Annotated in this window: 17 protein-coding genes and 1 pseudogene; 6 read left to right on the forward strand and 12 right to left on the reverse strand. The window is 73.1% G+C overall.

Annotation, left to right across the window (positions count from 1 at the left end; genetic code table 11):
* From UK82_RS40390 to UK82_RS26685, 3 genes are all read left to right on the forward strand, one after another.
* Positions 1-258, forward strand: a 258-nt coding sequence (locus UK82_RS40390) for a hypothetical protein (RefSeq protein ID WP_236706483.1), incomplete at its 5' end; no start/stop codon positions are given.
* 1,193 nt (positions 259-1,451) lie between these two features.
* Positions 1,452-2,186: a mycofactocin biosynthesis peptidyl-dipeptidase MftE gene (gene mftE / locus UK82_RS26680; protein ID WP_055410065.1), complete on the forward strand. Its 735-nt coding sequence runs from the start codon at positions 1,452-1,454 to the stop codon at positions 2,184-2,186.
* Positions 2,183-2,989 carry a mycofactocin-coupled SDR family oxidoreductase gene (locus tag UK82_RS26685; protein ID WP_044886666.1) on the forward strand — a complete coding sequence of 269 codons (807 nt, stop codon included), beginning with the start codon at positions 2,183-2,185 and terminating at the stop codon, positions 2,987-2,989. Before mftE ends, UK82_RS26685 begins: the two co-directional genes overlap by 4 nt.
* A 111-nt stretch (positions 2,990-3,100) precedes the next feature.
* On the opposite strand, the gene UK82_RS26690 is transcribed toward UK82_RS26685, so the two are convergent.
* The 3 genes from UK82_RS26690 to UK82_RS26700 all read right to left on the reverse strand — a co-directional run bounded on the left by UK82_RS26690 (position 3,101) and on the right by UK82_RS26700 (position 6,071).
* On the reverse strand, positions 3,101-4,222 hold the full coding sequence (locus UK82_RS26690; protein WP_083507383.1) for an ROK family protein: 1,122 nt from the start codon (positions 4,220-4,222) through the stop codon (positions 3,101-3,103).
* 88 nt (positions 4,223-4,310) lie between these two features.
* Positions 4,311-5,273, reverse strand: coding sequence for an electron transfer flavoprotein subunit alpha/FixB family protein (locus UK82_RS26695; protein ID WP_055410043.1), 963 nt, complete (start codon positions 5,271-5,273; stop codon positions 4,311-4,313).
* 12 nt (positions 5,274-5,285) lie between these two features.
* Positions 5,286-6,071, reverse strand: a complete 786-nt coding sequence (locus UK82_RS26700; protein ID WP_044886668.1) for an electron transfer flavoprotein subunit beta/FixA family protein — start codon at positions 6,069-6,071, stop codon at positions 5,286-5,288.
* A gap of 545 nt (positions 6,072-6,616) precedes the next feature.
* Between UK82_RS26700 and UK82_RS26705 the strand changes: the two genes are divergently transcribed.
* A complete protein-coding gene (locus UK82_RS26705; protein ID WP_044886669.1) occupies positions 6,617-7,993 on the forward strand; it encodes a hypothetical protein in 1,377 nt (458 codons plus the stop codon).
* 165 nt (positions 7,994-8,158) lie between these two features.
* Positions 8,159-9,232, forward strand: a complete 1,074-nt coding sequence (locus UK82_RS26710) for an endonuclease/exonuclease/phosphatase family protein (RefSeq protein ID WP_044886670.1) — start codon at positions 8,159-8,161, stop codon at positions 9,230-9,232.
* 5 nt (positions 9,233-9,237) lie between these two features.
* Here UK82_RS26710 and UK82_RS26715 read toward each other — a convergent pair whose 3' ends face one another.
* The gene (locus tag UK82_RS26715; protein ID WP_055410045.1) at positions 9,238-10,014 is read right to left on the reverse strand and encodes an enoyl-CoA hydratase/isomerase family protein; all 777 of its coding nucleotides are present in this window, start codon (positions 10,012-10,014) and stop codon (positions 9,238-9,240) included.
* Positions 10,015-10,339: 325 nt separating this feature from the next.
* Here UK82_RS26715 and glgX point away from each other — a divergent pair, with 325 nt between their 5' ends.
* On the forward strand, positions 10,340-12,628 hold the full coding sequence (gene glgX, locus UK82_RS26720) for a glycogen debranching protein GlgX (RefSeq protein WP_083507385.1): 2,289 nt from the start codon (positions 10,340-10,342) through the stop codon (positions 12,626-12,628).
* Between the two features lie 104 nt (positions 12,629-12,732).
* Here the strand turns inward: glgX and glgP are convergent, their stop codons facing one another.
* The 8 genes and pseudogenes from glgP to UK82_RS26755 form a co-directional block, all read right to left on the reverse strand.
* Positions 12,733-15,291: an alpha-glucan family phosphorylase gene (gene glgP, locus UK82_RS26725; RefSeq protein WP_044886672.1), complete on the reverse strand. Its 2,559-nt coding sequence runs from the start codon at positions 15,289-15,291 to the stop codon at positions 12,733-12,735.
* A 143-nt stretch (positions 15,292-15,434) separates the two neighbouring features.
* Complete coding sequence (gene acs / locus UK82_RS26730) at positions 15,435-17,444, reverse strand: acetate--CoA ligase (protein ID WP_055410047.1); 2,010 nt, start codon at positions 17,442-17,444, stop codon at positions 15,435-15,437.
* Positions 17,445-17,522: 78 nt separating this feature from the next.
* Entirely contained in the window at positions 17,523-18,497 is a 975-nt protein-coding gene (locus UK82_RS26735; RefSeq protein WP_055410049.1) for a hypothetical protein, read from the reverse strand.
* Positions 18,494-19,290: cysteine protease StiP domain-containing protein (locus UK82_RS26740; protein WP_236706484.1), on the reverse strand; the 797-nt coding region annotated here is incomplete at its 5' end. The genes UK82_RS26735 and UK82_RS26740, both read right to left, overlap by 4 nt.
* A 1-nt stretch (position 19,291) precedes the next feature.
* A pseudogene (locus tag UK82_RS40395) lies at positions 19,292-19,726 on the reverse strand (cysteine protease StiP domain-containing protein); the annotation flags it as partial.
* Positions 19,723-21,144 (reverse strand): phosphoribosyltransferase family protein, encoded by a 1,422-nt coding sequence (locus tag UK82_RS26745; protein WP_044886675.1) that lies wholly within the window; start codon positions 21,142-21,144, stop codon positions 19,723-19,725. The pseudogene UK82_RS40395 and the gene UK82_RS26745, both read right to left, overlap by 4 nt.
* Positions 21,141-22,349 carry an HpcH/HpaI aldolase/citrate lyase family protein gene (locus tag UK82_RS26750; RefSeq protein WP_055410051.1) on the reverse strand — a complete coding sequence of 403 codons (1,209 nt, stop codon included), beginning with the start codon at positions 22,347-22,349 and terminating at the stop codon, positions 21,141-21,143. The genes UK82_RS26745 and UK82_RS26750 overlap by 4 nt, the downstream gene beginning before the upstream one ends.
* Before the next feature lie 289 nt (positions 22,350-22,638).
* On the reverse strand, positions 22,639-24,387 hold the full coding sequence (locus UK82_RS26755) for a glycosyl hydrolase (RefSeq protein WP_313949842.1): 1,749 nt from the start codon (positions 24,385-24,387) through the stop codon (positions 22,639-22,641).
* Positions 24,388-24,719 lie beyond the last annotated feature (332 nt).

Here is a 24,719-nt window from a genome sequence, read left to right on the forward strand (position 1 = left end):
AACGATGCGCGAAGAACAACCAGCCAGGCCATGAACGGGGTAAAACAATTGGCACTGACAATCGGCACGCTGTTGAGTTCTCAAGGAGCAGGCGCTACCAGCTCTTCGCCCTTGCGGGCTTCGTTCTGGTGCTTCTTTAAGTTACTCGCCTCTTCGTTCGGTGTCAAATCGCTCTGTTTTGTGCGAGATGAACCTTTTTCGAACAGGTCTTGCTTTTTCTCACTTACCCTTGCGGGGTTCGCGTTGGTGCTTCTTTAACTTACTCGGCCTCTTCGTTCGGTGTCAAATCGCTTCGTTTTGTGCGAGATGAACCGTTTCGAACAGGTTTTGCTTTCATGCGCGCCTGAGACAATCCGCCCTACGGTGATTGGCTCCTGCGATGTTTCTAGGTTACGAGCTTTGGCTGGATTGTGTCAAATCGCTCCGGCTTTCGATGTTTTCGCACCGACCTGCCGGCGATTGCCACTTTCACACCGTATCGCACCGTCCGCGGCCCGTTTCCTCGGGGGGTCTGTGCCCCCTCGGAGGAGATGTGGTCCTGCGCGACATCGAGCTCTTTGCGGAGCTCGGTGGGCGACGAAGGAGAACTATACACGAGGAGGGGCGCCGTGGGCGACCCCGAGGGCATAACTTTCTGGCACCGCCGACGGACGGTGCGTTAGCCCTCGTCCCGGTCCGACGGCCGGGACGTTCGGGTGGTTCCGACCCTGCTAGACACCCACCGACTGGCGTCGAACCACAGTCCGTTGCCGTCTGCCCAGGTCAACGTCCGACTCCTCGACCCGGTTCCCGGCCCGCCCGCCCAAGCCCTCGGTGCGCTCTGCCGGGTTGATGCCCGGTACCCACGCCACCCAAACCTTCCTTCGCGGACCGAGGCTGATCGGCACCCCGTCCGGGGGTGAACGGGGAAGCCGCCGGCGTACGGGTCTGCCGACCCGCGGCTGTTCCATAAGGCCGCAGGCCTCGCCTCCGACGGGTCGACCGAGCGCCGGACGAGGACGACGGGCTCTCGGACGGTGGATCGGTCGCACCCCGAGGCCGACCTCGGGCGCACCGGTCGACCGTGGGTCCCCCGACATGCTGGGATGGATCCGACGCGGGTGCCATGCCGCGATCGCCCCGGATTCCGGCGTCGGCCAGGCCCGGCCGAGCCGCACTCGTCGGCGTCGCAGGCCGGGCACTACGGCCGCCAGGCCGGATTCTCCCCGCGACAGCCGGCGCGTCCAGCCGAGTCCCGGCCCGGAGCGCGGCGGGACGGCGCAGGGCCGCGTCCCGACCGGATGCCGCCGGCGCCAGTCCGCGCAGAGAGGCGGAAGCGTGGTCGTCGCGCGCAACGGAACCCCTGCCGGGCGCCTGCGCCGGCCCGGCACCGCACGGGCGGCCGGGAGACCAGCACGGTTGTCCGAAGAGACCAGCACGGTTGTCCGGGAGAGAGGAGTGACGAGGTGTCGATGCTCGGCCGAGCCACCTGGCGGGAGCTCGGAGACGACCGCCCGCTGCTGGTGCTGCCACTGGGCAGCACCGAGCAGCATGGACCGCACCTCCCGCTCGACACCGACACCCGGGTCGCGTCCGCCGTCGCCCACGGTCTCGCGCAGCGGTTGGAGCCCCTGCTCGTCGGGGCGGCGTTGCCGTACGGAGCCAGTGGCGAGCACGCCGGGTTCCCCGGCACGGTCTCGCTGGGCACGCAGGTGCTCGAGCGGGTGGTCGTCGAGCTCGTCCGCTCGGTCGACGACACGGCTCGCGCCGTCGTACTGGTCAACGGTCATGGTGGGAACACCGCAGCCCTCTGCTCGGCCCGGCGGATCCTGGCCGACGAGGGTCGCCAGGTGCACCTGTGGGCCCCGACGGCGGCCCTGGCCGCGGCCGTCGGCGTGCCGGCGGCGAACCGCGACCTGCACGCCGGTCGCTCGGAGACCTCGCTGCTGTTACATCTGGCCCCCGACCTGGTCCGGCTGGACCTGGCCGTGGCCGGGCCCAGCCCGTCGCTCGACGACCTCCTCGCCCACGGCGTCGCCGCGCTCAGCCCCTCCGGGGTGCTGGGCGACCCGGGGGGCGCGTCGGCGGCCGAGGGCGCCCGCCTGCTCGACGCCTACGTCGACGACGCCGTCGAACGGCTGCTGGGCTGGACGCGGCGCCAGGGCCTCACACCCCCCGCGGCGCGAACCGTGGATCGGTCCGCGTGACGCGCGGCAGCGGCGGCCCGGCCTCGTCGCCGGCCCCCGTCGCGCTGATCACCGGGGCGGCGCGCGGTCTCGGGGCTGCGGTCGCCGAAACGCTCGACGCGGCCGGATACCGCCTCGTCCTTGCCGATCTGGCGGTGCCGGAGCCGCCGACGGCGGGCTACCCTTACGCGACCGGGCGAGAACTCGACGCCGTCGCCGCCCGCTGCCGCGACGCGGTGGCGGTCCGGGTGGACGTCCGCCGGCAGGCCGACGTCGACGCGGCCGTCGCCGTCGCCCGGGAGCGCTACGGCCGGCTCGACACCGCCGTCGCCGCCGCCGGCATCATCGCCGGCGGGCCCCCGATCTGGCAGACCGACGACGACTCCTGGCAGACGCTGCTCGCCGTGAACCTCACGGGTGTGTTCCACGTCATCCGGGCGGCGGTCCCGGCGTTGCTCGAGGCGCCCGCCGGCCGGTTCGTCGCGATCGCCTCCGCGGCGGGAACGCGGCCGCTGGCCCGCCTGGCCGCCTACTCCGCCGGCAAACACGGCGTCGTCGGGCTCGTGCGCAGCCTTGCCGCGGACCTCGCCGGGACGGCGGTGACGGCGAACGTCGTCTGCCCCGGCTCGATGGACACCACGATGCTGGCCGAGTCGGCGAAGATCTACGACCTGCCCGACCCGGGAGAGTTCGCCAGCCATGCCTACCTGCGCCGACTGCTGCAACCCGAGGAGGTCGCCGCCGCGGTGGCCTTCCTGTGCTCACCCGCGGCGAGCGGGATGACCGGTTCCGTGCTGGCCGCGGACGGCGGGTTCACCGGCTGAGCGCCCAGCCCGGCACCCCGCCTGACGGGGGCACCCCATGACGGGGACACAGCGCAACGAGGGCACAGCGTGACGGGGCAGCGGCGCGACGGGGGTGCGGCGAGACGGCTGTCAGTCGGGCCAGCCGTAGCGTTCCGGCGCCAGGACGAAGGCGGCGGCTCCCCGCAGCGCGACACGGGCCGGATCGTCGCTGCGCCCGATGCGCATCCGCCGGACGAAGGCCAGACCGGCATGGCGCTCGAAGCCGGCGAGCAGGGCATCCCAGAAGATCGGGCCGGACTGCGCGAATCCGCCGGCCACGACGGCCGCCTCGAGGTCGAGCAGGCTGGCACTGGCGGCGAGCCCCGCGCCGACGGCGGTCCCGGCCCGGGCGAGCTCCCGGCGGGCGATCTCGTCACCGGCCGCGGCCGCGGCGGCGAGGGTATGGCCGTCGGCCGGCTGGCCGTCGGCGGGAGTCCACCCGGCCGCCCGCGCCCGGTGCACCGTGCGCGGACCGGACGCGAGGGCCTCGACGCAGCCGCGACCGCCGCACGGGCAGTCCGGTCCGTCCACGTCCACCGGGACGTGACCGATATGGCCCGCGTTGCCGGAGGTGCCGTGGAACAGCCGGTCACCCAGCACCAACCCACCGCCGACGCCGGTCGAGACGGTCACCGCGAGCAGGTTGCGCACGCCCCGCCCCGCCCCGGCCCAGTGCTCGCCGGCGACGAGCGCGACGCCGTCGTTGTGGACCAGCACGGGCCGCCCGGGGAACAGCTCGCGCAGTCGGGTGCGCAGCGGGAACGCCTGCCAGGACGGGATGTTCAGCGGCGACACCTCACCCGCCGGCCATTGCATCGGGCCCGCGCACCCGCAGCCGACCCCGGCGACCGCGTCCGCCGTGACCTCTGCGGCCGCCAGCACCGCGCCGATGCAGTCCCGCAGCGCACCGAAGACCTCCTCGGCGGACCCGCCCGCGCCGCGGCCGGGCGTACACCCGCCCGGGTGATCCTCGGCCGGCCGGTGAACGGGCACGGGCACGGGTCGGCGGGCGGTCGCGACGATCGTGCCGTCCGCGTCGACGATCGCGGCCGCGATCTTGGTGCCGCCGATGTCGACGGCGAGCGCGGGCCCGCCGGCGCGGCCCGGCGCCCCGAGCCCGGCCGCCGTCGCGGATGGTTCGACCCGGAATGCGCCCTGTGCCTGCGACGACAGCGACTGCGACGACAGCGACGACTGTGACTGCGACGACATCCGGACAGGATACGGAGACAACAACGGCCGGGCTCCAGCCTCGTCGGGGACGGGTGGAGGCCCGGCCGTGCCGGTCCAGGGGAACCGATCAGCCAGCCTTGCGCTTCTCGATCGCCTCGGTGAGCTGCGGGACGACGTTGAAAAGGTCGCCGACCAGCCCGTAGTCCGCGAACTCGAAGATCGGCGCCTCGGGGTCCTTGTTGACGGCGACGATCGTCTTGGACGTCTGCATCCCGGCCCGGTGCTGGATGGCACCGGAGATGCCGACCGCGATGTAGAGCTGCGGCGACACCGTCTTGCCGGTCTGGCCGACCTGGTTCTGGTGCGGGTACCAGCCGGCGTCGGTCGCGGCACGCGAAGCGCCGACGGCCGCACCGAGGGTGTCGGCCAGCTTCTCCACCAGCGCGAAGTGCTCGGCGGCGCCGAGACCGCGGCCGCCGGAGACGACGACCTGGGCCTCGGTGAGGTCCGGCCGGCCGGACTTGGCCTCGACCACCCGGTCGACGATCTTCGCGCCCTTGGCGGCGTCGGAGATCGCGACATCCACGGTCTGCTCGGCCGGCGTCGACGGCGCGGCCTCGGGGGCCGTGGAGTTCGGCCGGACGACGACCACGGCGACGCCCTTGGTGACCTTCGAGGTCACGATCGTCGAACCACCGAAGATCCCCTGGGTGGCGACCAGGTCCGCGGACAGCGCGGTGGCGTCCCAGATCAGGCCGGACTCGGTCTTGGCCGCGACCCGGGCCGCGACCTCTCGGGAGTCCGCGGTGGCCGCGACCAGCACGGCCGCCGGTGACGCCTCGCCAACCAGCTTGGCCAGCACCTCCGCCGCCGGTCCGCCGACGTAGCTCGCGATGTCGTCCGACTCCGCGACGTACACCTTGGCGGCGCCGTACTGGGCGAGGTACTCCTTGGCCTTCGCGTAGGTGCCCGGGGCACCGAGGAAGACCGCGGACGGCTCACCGAGCGTGCGGGCGAGCGTCAGCAGCTCGGCGGTGACCTTCTTGGGTTCACCGTCGGCGTGCTCGACGAGTACGAGAACTTCAGCCATCGAACAAACCCCTCAGATGAGCTTCTGCGCGGCGAGGAACTCCGCGACCTTCGTTCCGCCGTCGCCCTCGTCCTTGACGATCGTCCCGCTCGAACGCGGCGGGGCGGGCTGCGACGTGACGACCGCCGAAGCGGCGCCCGCGAGGCCGACCGCGGCGCCGTCGAGCCCGGCGTCAGCGGCGGACAGCGTCGTCAGCGGCTTCTTCTTGGCCGCCATGATGCCCTTGAACGAGGGGTAACGCGGCTGGTTGATCTTCTCGACGACACCGACGACCACCGGCAGGCTCGCCTCGACGAGGGCGTAGCCGTTGTCGGCGAGCCGCTCGATCGTCACCTTGCTCGCGCCCGGGTCCACCGTGACCTTGCGGGCCTGGGTGAGCTGGGGTAGCCCGAGGCGCTCCGCCAGCAGGGCACCGATGACGCCGCCACGGGCGTCCGAGGCCTCGGAGGAGGTGATGACGATGTCCGGGGACAGCGTCGAGATCACCTTTGCGAGCGCCGCGGAGGTCGCCAGCGCGTCCGACCCGTGCAGCGAGTCGTCCGTGAGGTGAACGGCCTTGTCCGCGCCCATCGACAGGGCCTTGCGGATCGTCTCGACCGCCTTGGCGGGCCCCATCGTGACGACGGTGACCTCACCCCCGTGCGCTTCCTTGATCTTCAGGGCCTCTTCGACCCCGTACTCGTCCATCTCGTTCATGACGTTGTCGACGCTCTTGCGGTCGACAGTCTTGTCCGCGGCGTCGAGCTTCTTCTCCGCCCAGGTATCGGGAACCTGCTTGACGGTAACGACGATGTTCACGCCTTGGGNCCTCCGTAGCCAACATCCGATGTCAGTGCTCTTGACATCGTCGCATCTGGGGCGCTCACACGCCCGATGATCGGCGGCGTGACGCGGACCGCACTGTGCCCCTGACCTGGACAGCCGGCTCGGGACGGGGATCGACTACACGCCGTCACCAAGACTAGTCCGTGCGCCCCGCTGCAGCCATACCCCGCGGTGGGCGCATCACGCCCGGCCAGTTCCCCCCAGAGCAGGACAAGGTCTCCCCCGCCGACATCGCTTTGCGGGGCATTTGTCCAATCCACCCCATCATGCACGTGCATAAGTTCCATGCACATGGATGAGCAGATGACTGGACATCCACGCTCCGTGGCCTTGTCGCGAAGCCATCCCCGCCCGCCGACAGGACACCAGAGGCATCGGTCCCGGCCGTGCGTGCATTGCGGCCGGGTTATGCACACCCTCTTCCCTTGACAGTGACCGTTCCACTACTTTCTGCCTCAGGCGGTGTGCGCGGTCGGGCCGCCGCCAACTTAGGCCGACCTAACTTCGACGGGGGACAGATGTCGAATACGCCGCCGGAAAATCCCGCACCCACCTCCCCCTTCGCGCGTCTGCTGCGCGAGGCCGGGGTATCGGACACCAGGTTCGCCTGTCAGGTGAACGCCCGCGCCCGCCAGCAGCGCCAGATCGAGCTGGGCCTGGCAAGGACGACGGTCGGTCACTGGCGACGGGGCATGCGCCCGCGCGACCCGATGGTCGCCGAGCTGGCGGCCGCCGAGATGTCGGCCGCGCTGGGCTACCCCGTCCTGCCAGCCGACCTCGGCTGGCGCGGGGAGTCCTACCGCCACGACGACCTGGGGCTGAGCGGAGCGAACGCACCTGTCGAGACCCTGCGCACCCTCGCCGGACTATCGGGGAGAGACATGCGGCGACGTGATCTTCTCCAGGACGGAACCGCCTTCATCGCGTCCGCCTTCGCCGAGCCGGTGCTCTCCAGCCTCACCGGCGTCGTCGACCGGATCGTCGGCGCGCCGCCACCGGCCGCGGGCGGCGGCGCGCTGATCCGCGACGTGACCGAGACCTTCCGCACGCTCGACGCCAAGTTCGGCGGCAGCGAGATCCGCGCCCAGGCGGTCAGCTTCCTGCACGACCAGACCCGGGCCGCCCGCGACAACCGCCCCAACCCGGACCTGTTCAGCGCCCTGGCGGAGCTGACCCAGTTCTGCGGCTGGCTCGCCCAGGACAGCAGGCGCGAGGCGCTCGCCCAGCGCTACTACATCCAGGCCCTCAGTCTCGCCGAGCATGCCGACGACGCCATGCTCGCCGGACGGATCCTGTCCGGCATGAGCGACCAGGCCGCCCAGCTCGGCCATCCGCGCCAGAGCCTGGCGCTGGCCCGGGCCGCGCTGCGCCGGTCGCTGACGCACTCCACCAGCGCGGTGCGCGCCATGCTGTACGACAAGAACGCCTGGGCGCTGGCGCGCAACGGCGACGAGGCCGGATGCCGGCGCGCCCTGGACAAGATGGACGAGGCGATCGCCCGCGACGACGGGGCCGGGCCGTCCTGGGCCGGCCATTACAACGCCGGCGACGCCGCCGAGTGCCGCGGTCACTGCCTGCGGCTGCTGGAGCGGCCGCGCGAGGCGGTGGACAGGCTGGTCGAGGCGCGCGCGTTGCAGGGCGCGGCCCGCGCACGCACCCGCAGCTACGCCGAGGCCGACCTGGCACTCGCGTACCTGAGCGGGCCGGTAGCGGAGCTGGAAGGCGCCCTGGAGGCGGGCTACCGGGCCGTCTCCGTCGCCGGGCAGGTCTCCTCGCAACGGATCGCGCGGAAACTGGCCGAGCTGGACGGGGCCCTCAGCAAGCACCCGACCGTCGCGGTGCGGGAGTGGCGCGAACAGGCCCGCCCACTGCTCCAGTCCGCCTCCGCCGCCTGACCTCCCGACGGAGGCGGCCACTCGGTGTGATCCCTCCCCCACGTGACGCACTCCCGAGGCCTGCCTCGTGGCGGCCCGGCGCTCCCGCCGGGCCGCGCGGGGGTCCCCGCCAGGTCACGCGGGTCACCCACCGCTCGGATGCCCCGGCGCGCCGGGCACTCTGGGATGGTGACATCCGCGCAGGAGTCCGGCCGCACGGCGCCGGACGCCAAGACCGACACCGGACCGGGCGACATCCCGGTCGCCGCCCCAGAGCCCAGGGCCCGCCCGGCCGTCTCGGTCGGCACCGTCATCACGGTGATCGCCTGGGTGGTCGCCGCGGGCCTCGCCCTGCTCGCCCTCGGCCGGCTGGTGCACCTCGACGACGGCCTCGACTGGCCCTACTCGGCGATCAACGCCGTCACCCCGCTGCTCTACCTGCCGGCCTACGCCACGCTCGCCGTGGCCTTCGCCCTGCGCCGCAACCTTCTGCTGATCCTGTCGGTCGTGCTGGTCGCCGTCCACCTGTTCTGGTCGGTGCCCGAGGTGCTCCCGGGCGGCGCCGAGAATGCGCCTCAGGGGTCGGCCAGGTTGCGGATCATGTCGGCGAACCTGCTGTACCACAACGCCCACGCCGACCGGCTCGGCGCGCAGATCCGCTCGGCCAACCCCGACGTACTCATCCTCGTCGAGCTCTCGCCGCTGACGCTGGCCCGGGTGAACGCCTCCGGCGCCCTGGCCGGCTTCCCCTACCGGGAGGTGCACCCGACCGACGGCGCGTTCGGCGCGGCGATCTACTCCCGCTTCCCGCTGCGCGACGCCGCCGCCCCGGTCATCGGCGGGTCGATGTCGCTGCGGGCCACCGTCGAGGTCGACGAGAACCGCCGCTTCGTGATGTATGCGGTGCACACCATCTCGCCGACGTCCGGCTCGTACACCGACCGGTGGCGCACCCAGCTCACCGCGCTGCGCCACGAGGCCCAGCACGCCACCCTGCCGGTGGTCATGGCCGGCGACTTCAACGCCACCCGCGACCACCGGCCGCTGCGCAGGCTCGTCAGCGCCGGGGTCCGCGACGCGCACGACGTCGTCGGCGGCGGATGGGAGCCGACGTGGAGCGCCCGCTCGGTGCTGCTGCCGCCGGTGCTGCGCATCGACCACGTGCTGGCCTCGCCCGCCTTCGCGGTCACCGGCTTCCAGGTCGGCCACGACTTCGGCAGTGATCACTTCCCCGTCATCGCCGACCTGGCGATGCGGTAGCGGAATCAGCGGCCGATGAACTCGGCCTTGCCGGGGCCGTGGGCGAGGAAGGACTCCATGCCGATCCGGCGGTCCTCGGTGGCGAACAGGCCGGCGAACAGGGCGGCCTCCAGGCGCAGGGCCTCGGCGAGGGCGAGCTCCGAACCGTCGTCGACGGCCTGCTTCGCCGCCGCCAGCGCCATCGCGGGGCCGGCCGTGTACCGCCCGGCGATCTCCCGGGCCCGGTCGTAGACCTCGGCCGCGGGAACGACGACGTCGGCCAGCCCGATCTCGGCGGCCTCGTCGGCACGCACCTGCCGGCCGCTGAAGATGAGGTCCTTGGCCCGCCCCGGGCCGATCAGCCGCGGCAGGCGCTGCGTCCCACCGGCCCCCGGGATCACCCCGAGGAGGATCTCCGGCTGACCGACCTTCGCGTTGTCGGCGAACACCCGCACGTCGGCGCACAGCGCGAGCTCCAGCCCGCCGCCGAGGGCGTAGCCGGTGACCGCCGCGACCACCGGCTTCGGGATGCGGGCGACCACCTCGAAGGTGGAGTTGAGGTCGCCGACCCAGGCCGACGCCTCCGCGTACCCCATCGGCGCCATCTGCTTGATGTCCGCGCCGGCGGCGAAGACCTTCTCGCCCCCGTAGATGACCACCGCCCGGATCGCCGGGTTGCGGGTCGCCTCGACGGCGGCCGCCCGCAGATCGGCGGCGACGCCGGAGTCCAGCGCGTTCATCGGCGGCCGATCCAGCCGGATGGTGCCGATCCCACCGTCGACCTCGAGCCGCACGACGCTCATCCAGGGTCCTCCCGCTCTGGCCCGCGCCCGGGCAGGCGGGGCATGGCGACACCCGGCCGGCCGCGGCGTTCGCGGGCCGGGGCCGCTCGCCACCCGGCCTGGGCGTCGGTCGCTCCAGGGGTGGGTCGCGTCGGCCGCCCGGGTCGGATCGCGCGGATCGGTGGGTGGTCGGAGGTCACGATAGGCCGACCGACGCTGATCTTCCTGCGATCGCGGCGGCGGGGGCGGGGTGGGACGGAGGCGCCCGATCGGCCCACCGGGGGCGGGGGCGTCCGTTAACGTCACCGAGGTGTCCGACGCAGGCGGCAGCACCCGCGCATCCCACGTGTCACCCCGCTCGAGCGGCGACCCGCGCCCGGGCCGACCCAGCCCGCTCGGGGTGATCTGGGACGGCGCCGGGGTCAACATCGCCGTCGCCGCCCCCGGCGCCGAGGCGGTCGAGTTCTGCCTGTTCGACGACGCCGACCGGGAGTCCCGCCACCGCCTGCCGGAGCGCGACGGCGAGGTGTGGCACGGCTACCTGCCCGGCGTCGGACCGGGGCAACGCTACGGCCTGCGCGCGCACGGCCCTTACGACCCGGGCCGGGGCCAGCGCTACAACCCGGCGAAGCTGCTGGTCGACCCGTACGCCCGGCTGCTGACCGGGGCGCTGCGGCCGGATCCGGCGATCTACGGATTCGGCGGCGGCGATCCCTACGGCTACGAGCCGGACGCACGGGACTCCGCCCCCTTCGTGCCCCGCTGCGTCGTCGCCGGCCCCGCGCGCCGGGACGGCACTCGGCGCCGGGGCCGGGGGCGGCATCCGGCGGACAACAGACCCGGGATCCCGTGGTCGCAGACCGTGCTGTACGAGGCGCACGTGCGTGGCTTCACCCGCCTTCATCCGGGCCTGCCGGCCCGGCTGCGCGGCACCTACGCGGGGCTGGCCCACCCCGCCGTGGTCGACCACCTGCACCGGGTGGGCGTCACCGCACTCGAGCTGCTGCCGGTGCAGGCCTCGGTCTCCGAGCCGGCACTGCTCGAACGTTCGAGAATCAACTACTGGGGTTACAACACCCTGGGGTTCTTCGCCCCGCACGCCGCGTACGCGGCGACCGGCGACCCGATCGGCGAGTTCCAGACGATGGTGGCGACGCTGCATGCCGCCGGCATCGAGGTGATCCTCGACGTCGTCTACAACCACAGCGCCGAGGGCAGCGAACGCGGCCCGACGCTGTCCCTGCGCGGCCTGGACAACGCGACCTACTACCGGGTGGAACCCACGGACCCGCGGCGCTATCGCGACGTGACCGGCTGCGGCAACACCCTGAACATGACGTCGCCGCACGTGGTGAAGCTGATCTGCGACTCCCTGCGCTACTGGGTGAGCGAGATGGGCGTCGACGGCTTCCGCTTCGACCTGGCCACCGCGCTCGCCCGCAACCCCGACGCCTTCGATCCCACCGCCGGCCTGCTGACGGCGATCCACGCCGACCCGCTGCTGTCGTCGGTGAAGCTGATCGCCGAACCGTGGGACGTCGGCTGGGGCGGCTACCAGGTCGGCTCGTTTCCGGCGCCGTGGGCGGAGTGGAACGGACGCTACCGCGACACGGTGCGGGACGTGTGGAACGGGCGGACCAGCGGGGTCGCCGACCTCGGCTACCGGGTGACGGGCTCGTCCGACCTGTTCGAGCACGGTGGGCGGCGGCCGTGGGCGTCGGTGAACTTCGTCACCGCCCACGACGGCTTCCCCCTGGCCGACCTGGTCTCCTACGCGGAGAAGCACAACGAGGCCAACGGCGAGGGCAACCGGGACGGGGAGTCGGACAACCGCTCGTCGAACTACGGTGCGGAGGGCCCGACCGACGACCCGACGATCCTGTCCACCCGCCGCCGGGTGCGCCGCGGACTGCTGGCCACGCTGCTGTTGTCGGCCGGGGTGCCGATGCTGCTGGCCGGCGACGAGTTCGGCCGGTCTCAGGGCGGCAACAACAACGCCTACTGTCAGGACAACCCCGTGTCCTGGCTGGCCTGGCCGGGCTCCGAACCCAGGCCCAGGGCCGGAGCCGGTGCCGCAGCCGGTGCCGGGGCCGGTGGGCGCGACCCCGCCGGGCCGGACCCGGCGCTGCTACGCCTGGTCAGCGGCCTGATCTCGCTGCGTCGCCTCGAGCCGGCGCTACGCCGCGAGGTGTTCTTCCACGGCGGCGAGTCAGGCCCCGGCCGGCTCGCGGACATCACCTGGTTCCGCGCCGACGGGCAGGTGATGTCCACGGCGGACTGGAACGCGCCGAAGGTCGTCACGCTGGTCGCCCACATCGCCGCGGGCGCCCCCTCGAGCGCACGGATGGGCGCCCCCTCGGACGCCCCCTCGGACGCCACCGAGGAGGCAGGGCGCGATGGTGGGTGCGCGCCGGGCGTGCTGGGCGTGATCCACCCCGATGGCGCGGACACCACCGTCACCCTGCCCGCGGCGCCGTGGGCGCAGCGCTACGACCTGCTGCTCGACACCGCAGACGAGGACCTCGCGGGTTTCCCGGCGACCCTGGCCGACCCTCGCCGGACCCTGCTGCCCGGCGCCGTCGTGCCCGTCCGCGCCCGCAGCGTCCTGCTGCTGCGGGCGCATCCTCCGGCCTGATCAGCCAGCCGGGGCCATCAGGGTTGGCGCCCGCCGAGCCGGTGGCCGGAGGCCGGCGGCCGGGCGACGGGCGACGGGCGACGGGCGGGTGACGAGTCGGCGAGCTACGGGTTGGCGACGAGACCCAGCTCGGCGACGCTCGCGGTGAGACGGTGACGGGGCAGCACCCGCACGGTGTAGCCGAACGGGCCGGTGCGGCCCAGCGGGATCGTGCCCTCGTAACGAGGCCCGCCCTCGCCCTCGCCGGCGAGCTGCAACGACAGCACCTCCGGGGCGAGGATCCGGTCGGTCTGGTCGATCCGGCCGTAGGAGGCGAGGACGTCGACGTCGTCGGGGGCGAGCCCGCCGAGGTCGATCGTGGCCCGCACCACCAACGACTGGCCCACCTGGGGGGTGTCGCCGAGTCCGGCGGAGTCGACGTTGAGCACCCGCACCCCCGGCCAGGCGGCGCGGACCCGGCTTTTCCAGGCGGCGAGGTCGCGGGCACCGGCCAGGCCGTCGGCGGCGACGGTCCGGGCGGAGACGCCGGCCGGCACGTAGTACCGCTCGACGTACTCCTGCACCATCCGGCTGGCCAGCACCTGGGGGCCGAGGCTGGACAGGGTGTGCTTGACCATCGCCGTCCAGCGCCGCGGCGCGCCGTCGCCGGCGTCGCGGTCGTAGAACCGCGGGGCGACGGTGTTCTCCAGCAGGTCGTACAGGGCTGCGGACTCGATGTCGTCGCGCCGGTCGGGGTCCTCGACGCCGTCGGCGGTCGGGATCGCCCAGCCGTTCTGGCCGTCGAACATCTCGTCCCACCAGCCGTCCCGGATGGACAGGTTGAGGCAGCCGTTGAGCGCCGCCTTCATCCCGGACGTGCCGCACGCCTCCAGCGGGCGCAGCGGGTTGTTCAGCCAGACGTCCGAACCGGAGTACAGGAACCGCGCCATGCCGATGTCGTAGTCGGGCAGGAACACGATCCGCGCGCGCACGGCCGGGTCGTCGGCGAACTGGACGATCTGCTGGACGAGCTGCTTGCCGCCGTCGTCGGCGGGGTGGGCCTTGCCGGCGATGACCATCTGGATCGGCCGCTGCGGGTGCAGCAGCAGCCGGCGCAGCCGGTCGGAGTCACGCAGCATCAGCGTGAGCCGCTTGTAGGACGGCACCCGGCGGGCGAAGCCGATGGTCAGCACGTCGGGGTCGAAGACGGACTCGACCCAGTCGAGCTCGCCGGGGGCGGCGCCGCGCTCCAGCCAGGAGGCGCGCACCCGGCGGCGGACCTCGCCGACGAGCCGCTCCCGCAACTGGCGGCGGGTGGCCCAGATGACCTCGTCGGGCAGGGCGGAGATCTTGGCGAAGCCGGCCGCGTCGTCGGCGAGCAGCCCGGGGCCGGGCTGGCGGTCGGCCAGCTCGATGACGGCCCGCGACACCCAGGTCGGGGCGTGCACGCCGTTGGTCACCGAGCCGATCGGCACCTCGGCCGAGTCGAACCCGGACCACAGGCCCGCGAACATCTCCCGGCTGACGATGCCGTGCAGCTTGCTGACGCCGTTCGAGCGCTGGGCGAGGCGCAGGCCCATGTGCGCCATGTTGAACACGTTCGGGTCGGACTCGACCCCCAGCTCCAGGACCCGTTCGACCGGCACGCCGGGCCAGGAGTTGTCCCCGCCGAAGTGGCGGGCGACGAGGTCGCGGGGGAAGCGGTCGATGCCGGCGGGCACCGGGGTGTGCGTGGTGAACAGCGTGCCGGCGCGGGCGGCCTCCAGCGCCTCGTCGAAGCTGAGCCCGGTCTCGACGAGCTCGCGGATCCGCTCCAGGCCGAGGAAGCCGGCGTGGCCCTCGTTGGTGTGGTAGACCTCCGGCGTCGGCGTGCCGGTGACGGCCGCGTAGGCGCGCAGCGCCCGGACACCGCCGATGCCCAGCAGCATCTCCTGCAGCAGTCGGTGGTCGGTGCCGCCGCCGTAGAGCCGGTCGGTCACCCCCCGCTCGGCCGGCTGGTTGTCCTCGACGTCCGAGTCGAGCAGCAGCAGCGGAACCCGCCCGACCTGCGCCTTCCAGATCTGCGCGTGCAGGGTGCGGCCCTCGGGCAGCCCGACGGCCACCTTCACCGGCACGCCGGCGGCGTCGGTGAGCTGGGTCAGCGGCAGCCCGTGCGGGTCGATGCCCGGGTAGCGCTCCTGCTGCCAGCCGTCGCGCGACAGGGACTGGACGAAGTAGCCCGCCCGGTAGAGCAGCCCCACGCCGATGATCGGCACGCCGAGGTCGCTGGCGGTCTTGAGGTGGTCGCCGGCGAGGATGCCCAGGCCGCCGGAGTACTGCGGCAGCACCTCGGTGATGCCGAACTCCGGCGAGAAGTACGCGATCGCCGCCGGCGCGCCCGGCAGCTGCTGCCGCTGGTACCACAGGTCGGCGGAAAGGTAGTCCTGGAGATCGTCCGCGATGTCGGTGAGCCGGCGCACGAAGCGGCGGTCCGCGGCGAGCGCGACGAGCCGATCGTGATCGACCTCGCCGAGCAGACGTACCGGGTCACCCTTGGTGGCCCGCCAAAGCTCGGGATCGACCGACTCGAACAGGTCCAGCGTCTCGGGGTGCCAGGACCAGCGAAGATTCAGGACAAGTTCCCCCAGTGGAGCAAGCTGCTCGGGGAGCTGCGCACGGACGGTGAACCGTCGTAGGGCTCTCACGAAGACGTGAGCTTAGAGGAGTGCCGGTGACGTGGGCGCACCCGGGTTCGACCGGCGGGTTACGTTCTCCGAACAACTCGCCGCCCGGCCGAACGACCAGTCGGAATCCTCCGGAATTGCACTCCTGAGACCGACCGGTCTTGCTACTCGTCGTCGGGCCCGGCGGCCACCTTCGCGGCGAGGGCGGACATGACCGCGGGGTCCCGCAGGGTCGTGACGTCGCCGAGCTCCCGCCCCTCGGCGACGTCCCGCAGCAACCGGCGCATGATCTTGCCGGACCGGGTCTTCGGCAGGTCGTCGGCCCAGACGATCCGCCGCGGCCTGGCCAGCTTGCCGATGCGCCGGGCGACGTGCTCACGCAGCTCGGCCTCGACGGCGGAGTCGCCGACCCGCTCGCCCGCCAGCGTCACGAACGCGACGATCGCCTGGCCGGTCTGCTCGTCGGCCTGCGCGACGACGGCGGCCTCGGCCACGGCCTCGTGGGCGACGATCGCCGACTCGACCTCGGCGGTGGACAGGCGGTGCCCGGAGACGTTGATGACGTCGTCGATCCGGCCGATGATCCAGAAATAGCCGTCGGCATCGAGCCGGGCCGCGTCCCCGACCACGTACGTCCTCGGGCCGAAGCGGGAGAAGTACGTCTCGACGAAGCGCTTGTCGTCCTTGTACAGGGTGCGCAGCATCGACGGCCACGGCTGGGTGATCACCAGAATTCCGGTGCCCTCGGTGACGGGCCGGCCGTCCTCGTCCAGCAGCGCCGGGCTGATCCCGGGCAGCGGCCTCGTCGCCGATCCCGGCTTGGTCGGGGTAACCCCCGCCAGGGGCGAGATGAGCACCGACCCGGTCTCGGTCTGCCACCAGGTGTCGACGATCGGGCAGCGGCCACCCCCGATCACCAGGTGGTACCACAGCCACGCCTTCGGGTTGATCGGCTCGCCGACCGTGCCGAGCACCCGCAGCGAGGACAGGTCGTGGCGGGCGGGGTACTGCGCGCCCCACTTGATGCAGGTGCGAATCGCCGTCGGTGCCGTGTAGAAGACGGTGACCCTGTACTCCTCGATGATCCGCCACCAGATGTCGTGGTCCGGATAGTCCGGGGCGCCCTCGAACATCACGCTGGTGACGCCGTTGGACAGTGGTCCGTACACGATGTAGGAGTGGCCGGTGATCCAGCCGACGTCGGCGGAGCACCAGTAGACGTCGGTCTCCGGGTCGAGGTCGAAGACCGTCCGCAGGGTGTAGGTCGCCCCGAGCAGGTAGCCCGCGGTGGTGTGCAGGATGCCCTTCGGCTTCGCCGTCGAGCCGGAGCTGTACAGGATGAACAACGGATGCTCCGCCGGGAGCGCCACCGCCGGGCACACCGGGTCGGCGGCGGCGAGCAGCTCGTCGTACCAGACGTCGCGGCCGGCGGTCATCGGCACCTCGGCGGCGTTCTCCCCCGGGCCGCGGACCACCACGATGTGCTCCAGCGCGGGCAGATCGCCGAGCTCGACGTCGACGGCGGCCTTCACCGGCGACCGGCGCCCCTTGCGCCGCGCCCCGTCGACGGTGATGAGCACCTTGGCGTCGGAGACCTCCATCCGCTCCCGGACCGCTGACGGTGCGAAGCCGCCGAAGACCACGTTGTGGACTGCGCCGATCCGGGCGCAGGCCAGCATCGCGGCGGCCACCTCGGGGATCATCGGGAGGAAGATGCCGACGACGTCCCCGGCCCGCACGCCGAGGGACAGCAGACCGTTCGCCAGCCGCTGGGTCTCGGCGAGCAGGTCGGCGTAGGTGACGTCGCGGTGCTCGCCCTCCTCGCCGCGCCAGTGGAACGCGACCCGCTCGCCCCGGCCGGCCTCGACCTGGCGGTCCAGGCAGTTGGCCGACAGGTTCAGCTCGCCGTCGGCGAACCACGTGTAGAAGGGCGGGTTCGTGTCGTCGAGCACCTGGGTGAACGGCTTGTCCCAGGTGAGCAGCTCGCGGGCCGCGGCGGCCCAGAACGCCTGCGGGTCCGCCGCGGCGGCGGCCCGGTCGGCGTCCACGGGCCGGCGTCGGGTGAACCCCGCCGGTGGATCGAAGCTCTCCACCGACAGCAGGCCCTCCAGCGTGGCCTCCAGATCGTTCGTGGCGCTCGGGTCGGTCGTGGCGCTCACGCCCGGATCGGTCACGGTTCCTCCTGGACGAAACGGTGTGCGCTTGGACACCGTCCCCGGTCTACCACGAAGACCGGCCGCCGCCCAGGCTCATCACGGGACGGCGGGAGTCGGATCGGGCCGGTCGGCGCGCACCCGGTCCAGCAGCGCCGCCAGCACCTGTTCGCCCGCGACCGCCCCCGCGTCGGCGGTGACGGCGACGTTCGGCGCCGACCAGCCGAGTTCGTGCAGCTCACCGTGGGCAGGCCGGACGGCGGCGTCGGCGGCCAGCAGCATCGGGATGTCCAGGACCGAGTCGCCGGCGGCCAGCAGCGTCGCCGTCCCGGCCCGGCGGACCACCTCGTCGACGGCCCGCTGCTTGGTCAGCACCGTCGGCACCAGGTACACCTTGCGGCCCTGTACCGACACCGACCAGCCGGCCGCCCGTGCCGCCGCGGTGACGCCGGTCAGGTCCGGGATGGCGGGCCGGTCGTGGGCGACGAGATAGACGAACAGGTCGTCGGCGGCGCGGACCGTCCGGGCCCAGCCGCCGGCGGCGAACCGTTCGGCGAGCGCCAGCATCTCGGCCAGCGGCGCGCCGGCGGCGGCCAGCTGCGCCGCGATCCCGGCCGCCCACGCCGGGTCGGGTGCTCCATCGACGAGCAGGTGCCCGCCGTTGGCCGCGATCGCGTACCGCGGCCGGATGCCCAGGTCGACGCGGCGGTACTGGGCGAGCGTGCGGGTGGTGACGGGAACGACGACGGCGCGGCGATGCAGCTCGGCCAGCAGTGCGAGCTCCCGCGCCGTCGCGAAGGACAGCGGGGCGCCGTCGAGCCGCTCGACCTCGACCAGCTCGACCTCGACCAGCGCGGGCTCGACCAGCGCGGGCTCGACCAGCGCGGGCTCGACCAGCGCGGGCTCGACCAGCGCGGGCTCGACCAGCGCGGGCTCGACCAGCGCGGGCTCGACCAGCGCGGGCTCGACCAGCGCGGGCTCGACGGTGCCGGCTGGCGGCAGCAGCGAGCGCCGGGAGAAGATCAGTGTCTTGTCCAGGTCGAGGGCCACCAGGTGGCCGCCTCCCGCCGTCACGAGGCGTCCGAGGGGCCCGGGACATCAGGGATGTCCGAGATATCCGGGACGTCCGGGCGCCAGCGCGCGTTCGGGGTGTGGAACACCGGCGCCGCGCCGACCGGACGCACCAGCCCCACGCACGAGAACGGCAGGTCGGCCATCTCCTCGACCTCGACGCCGCGGTCGGCGGCCAGCGCCAGGACGTGGGGCAGCTCGTCGACGCGGTCCGGGGCGACGAGGATGCGCCACGGCACCCGGCGCAGCAGCACCCGGGTGGTCTCGCCGACCCCGGGCTTCACCATGATCACATCCGGGATGTCGTAGGCGGCGGCGATGCGCTCCACCGCCGCCCAGCCGGCCCAGGTCGGCCGCCGGTCGCCCGCCCACAGCCGCGGCCAGGTCTCGGCGACCTCGTCCGCGACCGCGTCGAACTGCGCGACGACCGTGTCGATGAAGTGCCGGGACAGGTCGTGCGGCGCGAGCTCGCCGTAGTACTTCGCGCCGTGGAAGTCGTTCGGGCCGATGTGCTCGGCGTTGAGGACGGTCCGGCTGACCAGCCCGCTGACCGTGGAGTTCAGGCAGGCGCTCGGGATGAGGAAGTCGTCGCGGGTGCCGTACAGCGGCACGCACCGCGCCGGATCGGCGAGCACGGCGAGGGTGTCGTCGAGGCCGAGACCCGCGACCGCCTCGCTGAGCACCCGCGTCATCACACCCTTGCCCGTCCAGCCGTCGACGAACTGGATCGCCTCGCGGTCGAACCGGTCGGTCAGGTAGCGCACGGCGTTCATGTCCACCCCGCGATCCTTGATCANGGAGATGGCGTGGTGCGGGGTGTCCAGGCCGTGCCGCCAGCCGTACCAGCGGCGCATCAGGATCCCGACCGGCGTTCCGGCCCGGGCGATCGAGACCAGGACCGGCTCGGGCTTCGTGACCCGGACGAGTTCGGCGACCAGCCCCGTGGCCAGCGCCACCCGCCGGGCCGAACGTTCCAGTGCCTGATGGTAGAGGCGGAGGTAACCGGCGTCGGGCTGGTACTCGACGGGCAGGTCCTCGGAGTAGTGCCGGCCGGCCTGCATCGCCTCCTCGCGGTCCTCGGTGGGCCGTTCGAGGTCGACGGCGCTCAGATCGGTGAGCAGGAAGGTGACGTCCGCCGGGTCGTACGAGCCCGAGCCGATCGTCCCCGCGAGCGCGGGGTCGCCCGGCCGCCCGGCCACCGGCGTCGCCGGCCCGGAACCGGTGGCGCTCATCGAGCCTGCTCCGGCCGGGCCGGGCGGTAGGCGGGCAGGGTGAGCACGGCGACCGGGGCGCAGCGGCGCAGCTCGGCGACGAGGCCCGCCGGGTCGGCGACCGGCGCGGGCGAGGCGGCGTCCGCGCCGGAGTCGACGATCAGGACGATGTCGTCGTAGACGCCGGGACGGACGTTGTAGACGTGGCTGACCCGGCTCGGGTCGTCCGGCGCCGGGAACGTGAGCGCCGCCCGGATGGCGTAGCCCTCGACGTCGACCGGATGGACCGGCGAGCGGGTCGTCGACTGGTAACGGACCTCGCCGAAGCCGGCGGCGGCCAGCGTGTCCGCGATCCGCATCGGGGTGTACATCAGTTCCTCCGTCCCAAGGACGAGTGTGCGGCCGTCCGGCCGGGTCAGCGCCGCGCGCACGGCGGCGGCGACCGGTGCCAGGGCGTCGTCGAGCCGGCGCCGATGAGCCGGCGACCAGCCGTACCGGCCGCCTTCGGGCAGGTCCGCCGGCCAGTCCGCGGCCAGCCACCGAACCGGATGGCCGGCCTGGACGGACGCGGAGACCCGGGCGGGCGCGGAAACCTGGACGGACGGCGACACCTGGACGGGCGGCGACACCTGGGCGGGCGGCGACACCTGGGTAGGCGGCGCGGCCCCGGCGAGGCGGGCGCGGATGCTCGCCGCCCGGTCGGCGATCTCGGGCGGCACCGTGACGGTGGCCGCGATCAGGGCGACGACCTCGATCCGGACGCCGAGCTCGGTGGCGAGCTCGGCGAACGCCGTGCGCGCCGCGGCCGGCCGGGCGTCGACGAGGGTCGCCACCACGTAGCGCCCGCGAGGGGCGTGGGCGTGCAGGATGCGGATCGTGCCGAGGGCGGTCCGGCCGGTGGACAGCTCGTCGTCGACGAGCACGATCGGCTCGCCGCCGCGCAGGATCGCCGGGTCCTCGGGGACCAGCCAGTGGTGGGAGGCGTGCGAGTGCGACTCGGTGAACTCCAGCACCGGCGGCACTCCGGACAGGCCCCGCCGGGTGGTGTGCAGGTAATGGCTACCCGCCAGGCCGTCGGCGACGGCGTGGCCAAGCGCCGTCGCCGTCTCGCAGTAGCCGATGACGAGCGGCCCCGTCCGCACGCCACCGTCGTGGCGGGCCGCGGCGGCGGCCGCGCCGTCGGCGGGGAAGTCGGGCAGAGCCCGTACCAGCGCCGCGAGGTCCGCGCCGGCGGCCAGGCCCGCACCCGGCGCGACCGGCAGGTGCTTGCCGAGCACCCGGCTGACCAGCAGGTGGGCGCGGCGCGGGTTGCGCCGCAGGGCCAGCCCGACCAGCGCGTCCAGGCCCCCGCCGCGCACGTCCGCGCTGACCTCGACGGCGAGTCCCAGCTCCGCCCACAGCCAGCCCGGGTCCGCCGGCACCGGCGTCGTCGTGGTCATCGGGCGGTCCCCACGCCGCTGTGGCCGCGGGTCGCCGCCAGCACCTCGACGAAGGTGTCCCCCTCGCGCAGGACCCCGAACGCCCTGGCCCGGCGTAGCACCGCCTCGGCCCAGGCCCGGTGCGGGCGCAGCTCGTTCATCTTGTTCGCGTAGCTGCTCGGGCGGACCCCGCCGGAGTCCCCGGCGAGGATCGTCTCGGCATCGGTGAACTCCTCCTGGCTGACGACGTGCAGCGCGTGCACGGCCGGGACGTGGCTGGGATGGATCACGGTCTTGCCGATCAGACCGTTGGCCCTGTCCAGGACGACCTCCCGGATCAGCCGGTCGAGGTCGGCCGAGACCAGCGCGCTGCGCATCCGGATCGCCTCCTGGCTGCCGTCGACCCGGTCGGCCTGCTCGAACGGAGTCACCCGCAGCGAGCTGACGAACAGGCGCTCCGGCTGGGCGAAGTACTCCCACACCGGGCCGGTGACGATGTGATCGCCGCCGCGGGCGCAGATGTTCACGATGTCGGCGATGCAGTCGCGGACCACGGCGATGTCGTAGATCGTCAGGTCCCGGTCCCGGCGCAGCCCGAACAGCCCGCACAGGTCGGTGGCGCCGAGCCGGATCGCGAGAACCTGCTCGGCGTGTTTGTCGACCAGTCGCCGCACGGCCGTGAGCGCCTCGACCCGGGTCTCCCGATTGATCACCGGTGGGCTTTCCAGCACCGGCATCGCCCACAGCGGCCGGCCGACGATGTCGGAGGCCCGCAGCACCGCCTCCAACCCCGCCTCGCCGCCCTCCTCGGCGAACTTGGGCAGGACGAACCCGGCGAGGCAGCGGGCCCCGCCCGGACCGAGCCGCGCGATCAGGTCCGGGATCTGCCCGACGGCGCGCACCCGGACGAACAGCAGGGGCAGCCCGTCGCCGGAGCGCGGCGGGTCGTCGGCGAGCGAGCGCAGCGCCGCGACGACGTTGGCCTCGGCGTCGGCCACCTCGGTGTCGGCGATCGAGTCCTCGAGGCAGAGCACCATCGAGTTCACCCCGGCCGCGCTCTGCCGGCGCACGTCGAACGCCAGGTGGGGCCTGGTGCCCGGCGCGTACAGCGTCGCGCCGAGCGCGGTGGCCAGCAGCCGGCGGTCCCCATCGACGGCGATCTCCTCCGGCGGACGGTGGAACAGGGTCTTGATCGTCTCGTTGTCGAGGAAGGCGAAGTGGCGCAAGCGACGTTCCCCTCGTGAAAGGCGGCGGCGTCGCTCGACCAAGGTCCCCGGTTCGGTGTGCGCCGGCCGGACTGGCAAGATCGTCAAACGTCGCCTTTCGGGTGACGGTACCTGCCCGGGGGCGTCTGACAACAGACAACGACAACCGTCAGTCAGCCGACATTCGGCGGTCACCCTGGGGTCATCAGCAAGCAGCCGACCTGCGGCTGAGCAACCCTCAACGGGTCGGGCCGGGACGGATCCCTCCGTCCCGGCCCGACGATCTGCCGTTGGCGCGCCCTGCGTCCGGTCAGCTTGCTCCGGTGCCGAACAGCTTCTTGTACTCGGCGGCGGACTTCGGGTTCTGGCCGCCGTTCGTGATCGTCGAGCAGACGTTGCCGGGGGTGGGATCGCTGAAGTAGGCGTCGTAGCCCATCACGTCGCCAGCCGCCTTGAACGTCTCGAACATCTTCTGGATGTAGAACGGGTTGTCGCCGCCACCGTCACCGCTGCAGGAGGCCACGCCCCATTCGCCGACCCCGACCTTCTTGCCGTGCTCCCGGGCGAACCGGATCACGTAGCACAGGCCGTTGACGTCCTCGCACTGCTTGTTCCACGTCGCGTCGTCCTTCGACGGCGGGAAGTGGTCGTAGGCGTCGATGCCGACGTAGTCAACGTACTCGTCGCCGGGGTAGGCGCCCCACGGGCTGTTACCGGTGGGCACCGGGGAGTTGTGCGCGTTGAACGTCCAGTCGATCTTCACCTGCGGGTCGGTGGACTTGATGGCCGCCGAGATCTTCTGGAAGCAGGTGCGGAACGTCGCCGGGTCGGCGTCGGTGTGCCAGTACATGAACGTGCCGTTGAACTCCCAGCCGATCCGGACGATGGAGTCGCCCCGGCCGTGCTGGACCAGGAAGCTGCCCAGCTTCTTCCACTGGCCGTCGTACTCACCGCGGGCGCAGGCTCCGTTGTCGCCCTGCCCCTTGGGGTAGGTCGGCTCGCTGATCAGCAGCTTGCCGGCGAACCCCTTGAACAGGTCGACCGGCCAGGTCGGCTCCACAAGCCCGCCCCAGCCCGAGGTGCGGTCGGTGTAGACGTGGACGAGGTCGTTGGGCCGCCCGCGCCAGTTGCCGAACTCCGTGAGCTGCGCGAGCTGGTGCGACTGGAACCCGGACAGCCAGGGCAGGCCCGACTTGGTCCCACCGGCGTCGATCTCCGGCGCGCCGCCGGCAGCCGGGGCGGCCGCGCCGGTCGTGGGGGTCGGGCTTGCCGGCGGGACCGTCGGCAGCCCGGCGGCCGACGGCGAGGCGGCCGAGGCCGACGGCGAGGCGGCGCCGAACTGCCGGCGGCCACCCTTGCCCACGGCGGCGAACGGGCTCGCGGTCGGGCTGGGCGACGCGGTCACGTCGGCAGTGGGCGACGGCTGCGGCGCGGCGCTCGGCGTCGGCGATCCCGCGGCGTCCGGACTCGGCGACGCGGTGCCGGGGCTCGCCGAGGCGGCGGTGCCCGTGGTGCCCGTCGCGGTGGTGGTGCCCGTCGCGGTGGTGGTGTCGGAGCGCTGCACGGGGACGTCGGGCAGGGCCGGCGCCTCCTTGAACTCCTTCGCCGCCGCCTCGGGGCCGGTCACGTCGAGGGCGTCGGCGGCGGTGGCGCCACCCTGGCTCGCCTTGACGTTGACCGTGCCCTTGAAGTCCGCCGGGACCCGGAAGCCCAGGATGAAGCGGCCGTCGGCGTCCGCCTTGGTCAGCGCGCTGCCGCCCAGGCTGGTGGTCTCGGCGGCGACGGTGACGTCGTCTCCGGCGGCGAAGTCACGCCCGCCGACGAGCACGATGTCCTCGTCGAACAGGACCAGCGTGATGCGGCTGCGGGCCTGCGGGGTCATCGTGGAGATCGGGACCCCGGGCTGGACGGTGCCGGCGGGCTCGGTCGAGGCCGTCGGGCTGGCGCTCGGCGACACCGCGCTCGGCAGCGTCGGGGACGGCTGGGGACTCGGCGTCTCGCCCGCGGCCTGCGCCAGCGGGGTGACCGCCCCCAGCAGACCGAGGACGAACACCGACACCAGGCCCAGCCGGGCACTGGTACGGACCGGCCGGCGGGCCCGGCGGCGGCCGGGGCCGCGGCGGCCGGGCGCGCCACGAGGTCGAGTGGGCGGGGAGACCGAACGGCCGACCGGAGGGGACGGTCGGCGACGAGAGGTCGAGACCATGCTCGCGCGCTGCCTTTCGGAGTTGGCGTGAGACGCACCCGCCGAGCGCGCCGCGCACCGACAACGGAGCATGGTCGGATCACGACCGTTGATGGGGCGTCCCCTCCGAGTTGCCGCCTGCGCGGCCACTCAGCGCGCCATCAGAGTTCGACGAAACCGCGGCGGGCGCGTCGACCGGGCTGCCA

Source organism: Frankia sp. ACN1ag (genome assembly GCF_001414035.1).
In the GTDB taxonomy this organism is placed as follows: domain Bacteria; phylum Actinomycetota; class Actinomycetes; order Frankiales; family Frankiaceae; genus Frankia; species Frankia torreyi.